The following is a 10,059-nucleotide window of genomic DNA, read 5'->3' as shown; positions in this document are numbered from 1 at the left end:
CGCCCACGCTGCACAGCGCCCGCGCGGCAGGTCGGCCGGTGGATGTGGAGGTGGGTGGCGTCGCCGCCGATTCGCTGGGCGCCCGCCGCATCGGCGACATCGCCTGGGAGGTCTCGCAGCGCCACGTGCATGCCGCGCTGCTGCTGCCCGACGAGGCCATCCGCAGCGCGCAGCAATGGCTGTGGCGGGAACTGAAGCTGGCGGTCGAGCCGGCGGCGGCGCTGGGCCTGGCCGCGCTGCAAAGCGGCGCCTACCGCCCGCGCGCCGACGAGACGGTCGGCCTGATCCTGTGCGGGGCCAATTTCGATCCCGCCACGCTGGCCTGAGCGGCGCCGTGCTGGGGCGCGCCTTGGCCTTCAGGCGGGCGGCTGCGCCCCGTCGCAGTTGACCATCCAGCCCACGCCGAACTTGTCCACCAGCGTGCCGAAGTGCGCGCCCCAGAACGTGACGGTGAAGGGCATGCCCACGTGCCCGCCCACGGCCAGGCTGTGGAAGATGCGCTCGCCGCGTTCGGCGCTGCCGGGGCAGTTGACCGACATCGAGAAGCCCGCGTGGCCTGCGAACGGCTGGCCCGGCATGCGGTCGCTGGCCATGAACCGGTGGCCGCCGGGCACTTCCAGGGTGGCATGCATGATCTTGTTGCGCCAGTGCGCGGGAAGCTGCTTTTCCAGCGGCGAGCCCTCGTAGCGGTGCACGGCGGTGAGGCGCCCTTCCAGGCACTGGGCGTAGAAATCCAGCGCTTGCTCGCAGTTGCCGTCGAAGAAAAGGTACGGTTCGATGTGCATGGAGTCCTCCCTGGGGCAGTGCGGTCCATCCTAAAACGGAAACTCCGGCGCGCCAACCCGGTAAGACGCCCTACTAAAATCGCGGCCTATGCTAGACATCCTCCTCCTTCGAAAAGACCTCGACTCCGCCATCGCCCGGCTGGAGACCCGCAAAAAACCCCAGGCCTTCCTGGATGTTGAGGCCTTTCAGTCCCTGGAGTCCGAGCGCAAGACCTTGCAGACCCGCACCGAGGAACTGCAGGCGCGCCGCAACACGCTGTCCAAGCAGATCGGCCAGCTCAAGGCCAAGGGCGAGAGCGCCGATGCGGTCATGGCCGAAGTGGGCTCGCTCAAGTCGGAACTGGAAACCTCGGCCGCCCGGCTGGAGCAGTTGCAGGGCGAACTGCACGCGCTGCTGCTGGCCGTGCCCAACCTGCCGCACGAGAGCGTGCCCGTGGGCGCGGACGAAGCCGGCAACGTCGAGGTGCGCCGCTGGGGCACGCCGCGCTCCTTCGACTTCGCGGCGAAGGACCATGTGGACGTGGGCACGCCGCTGGGGCTGGACTTCGACATGGGCGTCAAGCTGTCGGGCTCGCGCTTCACCGTGATGAAGGGTCCCATCGCCCGGCTGCACCGTGCGCTGTCGCAGTTCATGCTCGACGTGCAGACCCAGGAGCACGGCTACACCGAGTGCTATGTGCCTTACGCCGTCAATGCCGATTCGCTGCGCGGCACCGGCCAATTGCCGAAGTTCGAGGGCGACCTCTTCGCGGCCAAGAAGGGCGGACAGGACGGCGAGCCCGTGCCCGACCATGCGGCCCTGTACCTCATTCCCACCAGCGAAGTGCCGCTGACCAACTTCGTGCGCGACGTGGTCGTGCCCGAGTCGGACCTGCCCATCCGGCTCACGGCGCACACGCCGTGCTTTCGTTCCGAGGCCGGCAGCTACGGCCGCGACACGCGCGGCATGATCCGCCAGCACCAGTTCGACAAGGTCGAGATGGTGCAGATCGTGCACCCCGACAAGAGCTACGAGGCGCTGGAGGCCATGACGGGCCATGCCGAAGCCGTGCTGCAGAAGCTGGGGCTGCCTTACCGCGTGATGAGCCTGTGCACGGGCGACATGGGCTTCAGCGCCGCCAAGACCTACGACCTGGAAGTCTGGCTGCCCGCGCAGAACACCTACCGCGAGATCAGCTCGGTGAGCAACTGCGAGGCGTTCCAGTCCCGCCGCCTGCAGGCCCGCTTCAAGAACGCGCAAGGCAAGAACGAGCTGCTGCACACGCTCAATGGCTCGGGCCTGGCCGTGGGCCGAACCCTGGTGGCCGTGCTGGAGAACTACCAGCAGGCCGATGGCAGCGTGGAGATTCCGCCAGCGTTGCGCCCCTACCTGGGCGGGCTCGCTTCCCTGGCCGCATAGGCCGCAGGCCAGGGCCGCGCAGAATGGTTTTTTTGCACGATGGATGGGTGAGAAGGCCATGAAGCTCAACGTCGGCTGCGGTCGCAATACCCTCGCGGGGTGGCTGAACCTGGACAGCCAGGCGTTGCCCGGCGTGGACATCGTCGCGGACCTGGACGCCTGCGCGGCCACGCCCTTGCCGCTGGCGGACGGGAGCGTGGAGGAGTTTCTGCTGTCGCATGTCCTGGAGCACATCCCGAAGGTGCTGCCCATGATGCAGGAACTGCACCGCGTGGCCCGGCACGACGCGCGCATGGTCATCTGTGTGCCCCATGGCGCCAGCGACGATGCCTTCAAGGACCCGACCCACGTGCGCCAGCTGTTCCACGGGTCCTTCGGGTATTTCTCCCAGCCCTACTACTGGCGCGCGGATTACGGATACCGCGGCGACTGGATCACCGACCGCGTCGAGCTGACCGTGGCGCAGCGCCTGCGCGGATTGACCCATGAGCAGATCTGGGAATGCATCCAGAGCCAGCGCAATGTGGTGGTCGAGATGGTGGCCCATCTGCGCGCGGTGAAGCCGGCTCGCATGCCGTTGCGCGAATTGCAGAACGTGCCGCAGATCGTCCTGGTCTGAACCGTTATCGGACTGGGTGTTTCAGGGGTTTTGCCGCTCCGATCGTGCACCAGCAGCCCATTGCTGGTGTACTTGCGATCCGCTGGCGTTCTGCCGGCCCTCTTTTCAAGGATCGACCCGCGATGACCTCTTTCATGTACAGCGCCAGCGTGCCCGTTTTCAAGCAGATGCTTGGCTCGCTGGGGGATGTAGTCTCCAAGACCGAAGCCCACGCGACCGCACGCAAGATCGACCCGGACGCTTTGCTGCAGGCCCGGCTGTTTCCCGACATGTTCCCGATGGCGCGGCAGGTGCTGGTCGCGTGCGATTTCGCCAAGGGCATCGCCGCAAGGCTGGCCGGCGTGGACGTGCCATCGCTGCCCGATGCAGAACGGCCGGGTTTCGCTGACCTGCGCACCCGGATCGACACCGTGCTGGCGTTCATCGAAGGCCTGCCCACCGAGGCTTTCGAAGAGGCCGCTGCCCGCCAGATCACGCTGCAGCCCGGCACGCCGCGCGAAAAGCAGTTTGCCGGCGAGCACTACCTGCTGCACTACGGCCTGCCGCAGTTTTTCTTCCACGTGAATGCCACGTACGCCATTGCGCGGCACAACGGGGTGGAGCTGGGCAAACGCGATTACATGGGGAAGTATTGAGTCGGCTGGAAGGCTGAAACTTCCTGCTAGAATCCCGACTTCGACACACAGGAGAGGTGGCAGAGTGGTCGAATGTACCTGACTCGAAATCAGGCGTAGTGGCAACACTACCGTGGGTTCGAATCCCACCCTCCACTGCAAGTATTCATATCAGACGGGCCCGAGTGGCCCGTTTTGCATTTCTACCTGCCAATTTACCCATCTGGATCTGATGGGCGCGATATTTATTGCTTCTCTGCTTTCCGCTTCCGACGCTCTTCCGTTGCTTGTTGCTGGGCTTTCCAGCCACTAGGGTCGCACTGCTGGCATGAGTTGAATGCATCATGTCCATGCGTCGCTCGGAATAGCTTCTCTTGCAAGGCAAGTATTTGCTGCAGTGAATTGTTCGCCGACTCGGCAGCGAATACAGTCCCGTACTCCTTCAGGAAAATCATTAGGCTCGGAAAATCCGGCAAATAGACTTCGTAGCAGACGTCACCTGAGGGGCATACGGTTGCATAGAACGTACTGTTTTCCGACGCTGCGTGTACCTCGATTTGACTCGCATCCTCATGGCCATACGTGGTCTTATATGTTTGATAGCCGATGCGCGTTAGATAGTCATCGAATTCTTCGTTGTCATGCCACTCTGGCAGCGGGTTCCCATCCTCCCACTTACCACGATTGAAAGTGAACTTGCTCATTTGCGCTCCAGTTTGAGTGAGGGGATATCTATCGTATGCTGGCCCTGTACTGTTTTCGTGCGTCTGCATTCTTTGTCGCGTAGCAGCGATCCCGTGATCCCCTGATTTCTGCCAGACAGTGGTTGCGTCTATCGCCGTCATTGCTGCGGTGGCAGTACTCTGGTCCCGCCTGACCTGCGCCAGACATTGGTTTCTTCCCAGAGTTTTATCTATCGTGACGCAGCGGCTGTTCGTATAGCCCACCGCCTATTGGGTCAGCCACTGCTGAAGTTCCGGTGCGGCCCCGCCGAAGATGGTCCCGACGAACAGTAAGACAACCCCCACCGCAGATACATGGACACCGCCCGTCGCGGTGGACTCGATCTTTTTTGCTACGGCATCAATCTGCCGCGACAACTGACGGGCCTGCGCATCCAACGCTTCTTGCGCCTTCTTTTGGGCTTGTAAAACCGCAATGTGTGTTCTGCCCTGCGCTTCTTCCAGCTTCTTGACGATGCCCTCCAGATGCCCTACGCGACCTTCAATGGTTTGGTCAGCCGAGGGGCCGTGCGTTGAAAGGAGATACCCTTCGCCAGAGAGCCCAGGCAATACTCCGTTTATTGAGGCCGTTATCGCCGGAGGATTGAGCGGGGGGAATACCTTCATCCATGCCTTGAACTGCGAGCGGACGGTTGGTTGCCCAAAGTCAGCTCGTGTTTTCAGGATGCCCCATACCACCGTGAGCACACCGCCCAACTGCAAACACATGCCAGCCAGACGAAATGACTTCTCCGTCCAGCCAAACGCACCAACGCCAGCGATGGACATGCCGATCCCTGCAACTGCCCACCAGTAGTAACTGTTGATCGGTGCCCGTCGCACCCAACGGCCAATCTCTCTCAGCCAGCGAACAAAATTCTTCATAGCCCCCACTACCTATGTTGTTGGCACCTGTTGTGTCAGGGGCGCCAAATAGACATCTACCAGCTCCGCCCCGACACGCTTTGCAAGCGCCCCTGATTGACTACTGCACAACACCAGCTACAAGATGACGCTATGTGCAGTCATTTATCTCGTCCACGCCCTGGCGCGCTCCGCGTATGTCCTTGTACGTAGGTACCGTTGGCTCTTGTGTATCCGCGCACAGTCACGTCGGTTCCTGCAGAGGAGGAGCTACCTCTATACCCCGCTGAGCCGCTGTACGGATAGCTGCTACCACCATAGCCCGATGAGTACGACTCTGTCTGCGTAGGCTTGCATGACTCGGACAATTTGTCCGCATACTGGATTTCCTGGTTATCTCCTTGGATGCAGGCCACTTTCTGATTGGCAGCAACACAAGGTCGATCTTGATACTCGGTCTTCCCGTTGACCTCGCACTTATAGAGTGGGCCTGCATTCGCACCAGAGCCCACCATGCAGATGGCGAGGAATACTATGGAGCGGAGAGCGTGGCCAAGTGTTGGATGCATTCTTGTCTTTCGCGCCTACCATCGATTTTGATGGGCACGATCCCACATCCTGCCCTGGCACTATTGCAACTACTGCAGGCGGTTCCGTCAACGTGAAATTGCCCGAGCGAGACACGCCTTGCGGCGGTCCTGGTCTTTGATGGCGTAGCAGCGATCCCGCGATCCTTTGATTTCAGCCAGACACTGGTTGCGGTTGTCACCATCCTTGATGCGGTAGCAATTTCCAGGGTCCCGCTTGACCTGCGCCAGACAGTACGCCCGCTTGTCCGCATCCTTGATCGCGTAGCACTCCGAGGTGCCAGCCATGGCCTCCCCGATCCAGGCCATTGCGATCATGCAGAGCGGCACGAGTAGATAGCTTCTCGCGATGTTGCTGATGGTCATGCAGCTACCTTGGGGATATCCGAGCCGCAATGCTTGCAGCGCATGGCCTCGAGTTTGATTGTTTCCGCGCAGTATGGACAGGTCGTTGTATCGGACTCGTCGATGATCGCCAGCCCCCGTCCTTCGATGTACCCGGCAGTGGCCATGGTGTGATCTTTCTGGTCGTAGCGCACGTTGATCACCGCATTGCCGCCGAGGGCCATTGCCTTTTCCCGGAGGCGTTGATCCACGTCTTCGCGGGTGTATTTCCTCTCCATAGGAGACCAGCGCGTCAGCTTCACCGCTACCTCCGACAGTGGACGATAGTTGCCTTGTGGTGGCTCGGTCAGTATCCGCACATCCATGCTGCGCGCTCCCGAGAGATTGGAGACCACCGCATCTCCCTCCTTGATCTCCGTCCACCCCAGCTTGGCGTAGTGGGTACGCAAGATCCATTTGATGCCCAGCGGATAGAACAGCACCCAGGACAGGAATCCCGTGATGGGAGCGAGCACCGCCGACAGCACCGCCTGCAGCCACATCTGCTTGTACGCAAAATAGATCGGACCGCCGACCAGCACCCACAGCCACGTGGCCTCACCAAATTCCTCGATATGCCCATTGGCCGGATTCTGGAATCGCATTTTGTTCTCCTTCAGTTCACATCACGTGTTGATACAGCGCCACCAGCGCTATGACCGCCGGTCATATTTGCTGCGCGGCGACCGAGGGCGTAGTCCGCCCAGTCCTGCATGAGCTGCTGCCGTTTAGCGAGGAGGTCGCCACGCCGGTACGCCGCCTCCACCTTGTTGCCCACCGTATGGGCCAGTGCCATTTCCGCGACCTCGTTCGGGTAGTCGGTCTGCTCTGCGCACCAGTCACGGAACGTAGAGCGGAACCCATGGGGTACTGCTTCCAGCTTCAGGCGACGGAGCACCGCCGTGAGCGTCATGTCCGAGAGCTGGCTGCCCAGTTCGGGGTCACGGCTGTTGGGACTTGGGAATACATACGCCTTTCCCGTGGTGCGTCCTGCTGCGAGAGTGAGCGCTTTCATTTCCTGCAGGAGTGCAATGGCTGCATCCGACAGCGGCACCCGATGGGCTTTGCTGGCCTTCATGCGTTCAGCGGGGATCGTCCACACCCGCGCAGCCAGATCGATTTCCTCCCAGGTGGCACCGCGAACTTCTCCGGAGCGGGCTGCCGTCAGGATCAGGAATAGCAGGGCCTTGGCCCCCATCCCCTCCTGACCCACCAGTTGCTCAATGAATACTGGCAACTGGCCATAGGGCAGCGCCTGAAAATGCGTGGTCTTGGTCACCTTGCCCGGAGCAGGCAGCAGCTTGTCCAGCAGCCCCTTCCAGCGCGCAGGATTGGAGTCGGTGCGGTAGCCCCGTGCGATGGCCCAATCGATGATGGACTCGATGCGACCGCGCAGACGGGTGGCCGTCTCCGTTTTGCTGGCCCAGATCGGCTCCAGCACCTTGAGCACCATCGCCAGCGATATGTCCCGCACAGGCATCTTGCCCAGTACAGGCGTGGTGTACCTATCCAGCGACCTTTGCCACTGCTGTGCGTGCTTGGCGTTCTTCCAGCCCTTCTCATGCGAGGCGATATAGCGCTTGGCCGCTTCACCGAAAGTCATGCTGGTGTGGATCTCCGCGACCAGACGGGCGCGCGCCCGGCGCCCATCCTCGATAGGATCGATACCCTGCGCCAACTTGGCACGGGCAGCGCGAGCCGCCTCCCGCGCATCCGCCAGCGTGACGGACGGATACGAGCCCAGACCCAGATCCCGCCGCTTGCCTGCCACCTGATAGCGCAGCACCCAGCTGCGTGAGCCGTACATCGTGACGTTGAGGATCAGGCCGCGCACACCGCCCACATGGTTGGTGCCACGGCGCCAGAGGGCTGCGACCTGGGCCGCGCCCAGTTCCTTGCGAGGTTCGCGGGGCATCATGGCTGCACCTCCGGAGAGACAGGACCACGATAGCCAGGGGGCTCATAGACCAGTACCTGCCACTCGCACACCGAGGCACGAGAGAGAGCCTGGGCAGGATCACCCCCATCCATGGCGATCAGCTCACTCTCGACGGCGCGAGTGCGGCCCTCGGAGAGCCACTCAGTCCAGGTGCGGTAGCGGGCGATCATCCCGGTGTCGCGCTGGTGGAGATACACAACCTGCAGCGGTGCAGGCGGGTTCGGTGCAGTCAATCGAATTTCCTCCTTGACCGCCACTCTGGAGAAATTGGAGGACTTGCAGGAAATTTCGATTTCATCGTCCCGGAACCCGCATGGGGCAAGGCGATGGTTTCTCTCTCCCGGATCTATTGAGGTGGCTGCTATCAATTTCATATCAATGACTCCTATGTCATTGATTTTCAATAGCTTTTTTCAGTGACGGAGAGGGGGTGTCCGGAGCGGGCAGGCTGCCTTGGGGGACGAGGCAGGGGGCGATTTTTCTTGCGACGCGAGACACGGAGACTCCCTGGCGATGGGGAGCATGGAGGGGACGGCAGCGGGTAGAGCTACCCGCCGTCTGTTCAGGCCAGCTCGTAGGGTTCCAGCGTCCAGGCGTAGTTGAGACGGCTTGGGTGGCGAGGATGGCCGGTGGCGGTCAGCTCACCGAATCTGCGCCATTGGGGCTGGTACTGCGCCAGCCGTTCATGCAGGGCGTCGCGGGCCCGGAGGAGATAGGGGCGATCCACTACCGTTTCGCCCCAGGCAGCCCAGAGGGTGGGATTGGTGTACTGAGCGACGATCTTCTCGATGGCCTCCAGGTTGCACTCGTAGGCCACGGGGTCAGCCTTGGGCGGCAGGTCCTGGGGCTTGGTGGCGCGCACCGGGTAGAGATTGAACATCACGAAACTATCGAATCCGCATTGCTGTGCGACCTTCTCCACGCGGGTCACGGTGGGGTCTAGCTTCTCTTGGGTGGCAGTGCTGGGATTGAGGCCGATGACCAGCAGTGGACGGGCTCCGGAGCGGCCCAGCGTGTAGCGCCATTGGTCGTTTTGGTCGGAGTGGTAGATGTCGTACATGGGGACTTTCAGAGAGGCATTCGTAGCGTCTGCCCAGTCCGCTCCGGCTCAGGCATCAGATTATTTTGTACCACATATGCGGGTGCATAGAGTCGTCATGCAACGGACAGTCCCTGCCCATGACCAGGGACGAGGCATTGATCGCTGCGTTCGCCGACGAGCTTCGCTCCCGGCGTGCAGCGTTGCGCTTGTCCCAGGAGGAGTTGGCCCATCGTGCTGGCATCAATAGGACGTACATCGCCAAGTTGGAGCTGGCTCGCAATCAGCCTACGTTGACCGTATTGCTGCGTGTGGCTGAGGCGCTGGAGGTGCCGCTTCCGGAGTTGATTGCTGGGGCTCTTGTTCGGCGGTAGTGGCGAGTAGCCGCCCAGGTGTGACTTGCATGCTGGTTGATGCCAGCCATGGAGCGAAGAGGGCCGCATGCAGCATCTCCGAGATCGATCGAGTCTGTTTCGCTTCCCGCCTTACCCGACGCCCCACCCGGTAGCCCCGAGTTTCGGGTGGGAGCGTTTCATGATCTGCCCCGCCTGATTTGAGGCTGTTGATCACTGTTTCGCGAGTCCTTTTCCCCTATGCCCCAGCCCCCGCCCGCCCCGCCGTCCCCGTAGGGGACGGGCGGGCGGGGGGGTATGGGGTGGCGGGATGTGTTTTCCGAGGGGGGCTCGGTACGAGTTGCCACTCTGATCTGCTGCTCCTGGGCTCCCTGAGGTCAGAGTGGTGCTTACGCGCGTTTCGTGGAGGCTGTGACTATGGGGGTAGCGGGCAGGTTCTTCGCGCAGCTTTTTGGTACCACTCTGTGCGACTTCGGTGCCATCATGCGATGGTGGCTCGCCGTTTGCTCAGGCTCCAGTTCTGCGTTTGGGTATCTGCTGCCGTCACTCGCCCGGGGATTCCCGTTCCGGGTTTATCCGTTTGCGCGTTACCCAGTAGCCTCCACCCCAGCCCGACTCCCCCCCGCCCCCCCTTTCAGGGGGAGCGGGCGGGGGGGAGTCGGGCGGTGGAGATTGGGATGTGCTCGGATGCCTGTTCTGAGATTCGGCTGGAGGTGGCCGGTGGGACTGCATGGCGCAGCTCTGGGGTGCTGCA

13 protein-coding genes and 1 tRNA gene are annotated in these 10,059 nt (G+C 62.1%); 6 read left to right on the top strand and 8 right to left on the bottom strand.

Annotated elements, in window-relative coordinates:
• Positions 1 to 326, top strand: a 326-nt coding sequence (locus AC27KI_RS05155) for a pyridoxal-phosphate dependent enzyme (protein WP_487112892.1), incomplete at its 5' end; no start/stop codon positions are given.
• Between the two features lie 30 nt (positions 327 to 356).
• On the opposite strand, the gene AC27KI_RS05150 is transcribed toward AC27KI_RS05155, so the two are convergent.
• On the bottom strand, positions 357 to 785 hold the full coding sequence (locus AC27KI_RS05150; protein WP_284405457.1) for a VOC family protein: 429 nt from the start codon (positions 783 to 785) through the stop codon (positions 357 to 359).
• Positions 786 to 873: 88 nt separating this feature from the next.
• Between AC27KI_RS05150 and serS the strand changes: the two genes are divergently transcribed.
• From serS to AC27KI_RS05130, 4 genes are all read left to right on the top strand, one after another.
• Positions 874 to 2,184, top strand: a complete 1,311-nt coding sequence (gene serS, locus AC27KI_RS05145; protein ID WP_487112890.1) for a serine--tRNA ligase — start codon at positions 874 to 876, stop codon at positions 2,182 to 2,184.
• Positions 2,185 to 2,242: 58 nt separating this feature from the next.
• Positions 2,243 to 2,803 carry a class I SAM-dependent methyltransferase gene (locus AC27KI_RS05140; RefSeq protein WP_487112888.1) on the top strand — a complete coding sequence of 187 codons (561 nt, stop codon included), beginning with the start codon at positions 2,243 to 2,245 and terminating at the stop codon, positions 2,801 to 2,803.
• Between the two features lie 122 nt (positions 2,804 to 2,925).
• The gene (locus tag AC27KI_RS05135) at positions 2,926 to 3,438 is read left to right on the top strand and encodes a DUF1993 domain-containing protein (RefSeq protein WP_487112886.1); all 513 of its coding nucleotides are present in this window, start codon (positions 2,926 to 2,928) and stop codon (positions 3,436 to 3,438) included.
• Positions 3,439 to 3,488: 50 nt separating this feature from the next.
• Positions 3,489 to 3,573, top strand: a tRNA-Ser gene (locus tag AC27KI_RS05130).
• Between the two features lie 89 nt (positions 3,574 to 3,662).
• On the opposite strand, the gene AC27KI_RS05125 is transcribed toward AC27KI_RS05130, so the two are convergent.
• The 7 genes from AC27KI_RS05125 to AC27KI_RS05095 all read right to left on the bottom strand — a co-directional run bounded on the left by AC27KI_RS05125 (position 3,663) and on the right by AC27KI_RS05095 (position 8,973).
• Positions 3,663 to 4,121 carry a hypothetical protein gene (locus AC27KI_RS05125; RefSeq protein ID WP_487112884.1) on the bottom strand — a complete coding sequence of 153 codons (459 nt, stop codon included), beginning with the start codon at positions 4,119 to 4,121 and terminating at the stop codon, positions 3,663 to 3,665.
• A 246-nt stretch (positions 4,122 to 4,367) separates the two neighbouring features.
• Positions 4,368 to 5,024 carry a hypothetical protein gene (locus tag AC27KI_RS05120; protein WP_487112882.1) on the bottom strand — a complete coding sequence of 219 codons (657 nt, stop codon included), beginning with the start codon at positions 5,022 to 5,024 and terminating at the stop codon, positions 4,368 to 4,370.
• 635 nt (positions 5,025 to 5,659) lie between these two features.
• The gene (locus AC27KI_RS05115) at positions 5,660 to 5,956 is read right to left on the bottom strand and encodes a hypothetical protein (RefSeq protein ID WP_487112880.1); all 297 of its coding nucleotides are present in this window, start codon (positions 5,954 to 5,956) and stop codon (positions 5,660 to 5,662) included.
• Entirely contained in the window at positions 5,953 to 6,579 is a 627-nt protein-coding gene (locus tag AC27KI_RS05110) for a hypothetical protein (protein ID WP_487112878.1), read from the bottom strand. The genes AC27KI_RS05115 and AC27KI_RS05110 overlap by 4 nt, the downstream gene beginning before the upstream one ends.
• 11 nt (positions 6,580 to 6,590) lie before the next feature.
• Positions 6,591 to 7,892, bottom strand: a complete 1,302-nt coding sequence (locus AC27KI_RS05105; protein WP_487112876.1) for a tyrosine-type recombinase/integrase — start codon at positions 7,890 to 7,892, stop codon at positions 6,591 to 6,593.
• Positions 7,889 to 8,317, bottom strand: a complete 429-nt coding sequence (locus AC27KI_RS05100) for a hypothetical protein (protein ID WP_487112874.1) — start codon at positions 8,315 to 8,317, stop codon at positions 7,889 to 7,891. The genes AC27KI_RS05105 and AC27KI_RS05100 overlap by 4 nt, the downstream gene beginning before the upstream one ends.
• 158 nt (positions 8,318 to 8,475) lie before the next feature.
• Positions 8,476 to 8,973 (bottom strand): DUF1643 domain-containing protein, encoded by a 498-nt coding sequence (locus tag AC27KI_RS05095; RefSeq protein WP_487112872.1) that lies wholly within the window; start codon positions 8,971 to 8,973, stop codon positions 8,476 to 8,478.
• A gap of 119 nt (positions 8,974 to 9,092) precedes the next feature.
• Here AC27KI_RS05095 and AC27KI_RS05090 point away from each other — a divergent pair, with 119 nt between their 5' ends.
• Positions 9,093 to 9,326: a helix-turn-helix domain-containing protein gene (locus tag AC27KI_RS05090; RefSeq protein ID WP_121944141.1), complete on the top strand. Its 234-nt coding sequence runs from the start codon at positions 9,093 to 9,095 to the stop codon at positions 9,324 to 9,326.
• The last annotated feature ends 733 nt before the right edge of the window (positions 9,327 to 10,059 follow it).

The sequence above is a fragment of the Acidovorax sp. KPB24-03 genome (assembly GCF_057546605.1).
Note: the sequence above shows the minus strand (reverse complement) of the source record. Positions and strands in the feature narration are given on the sequence as shown.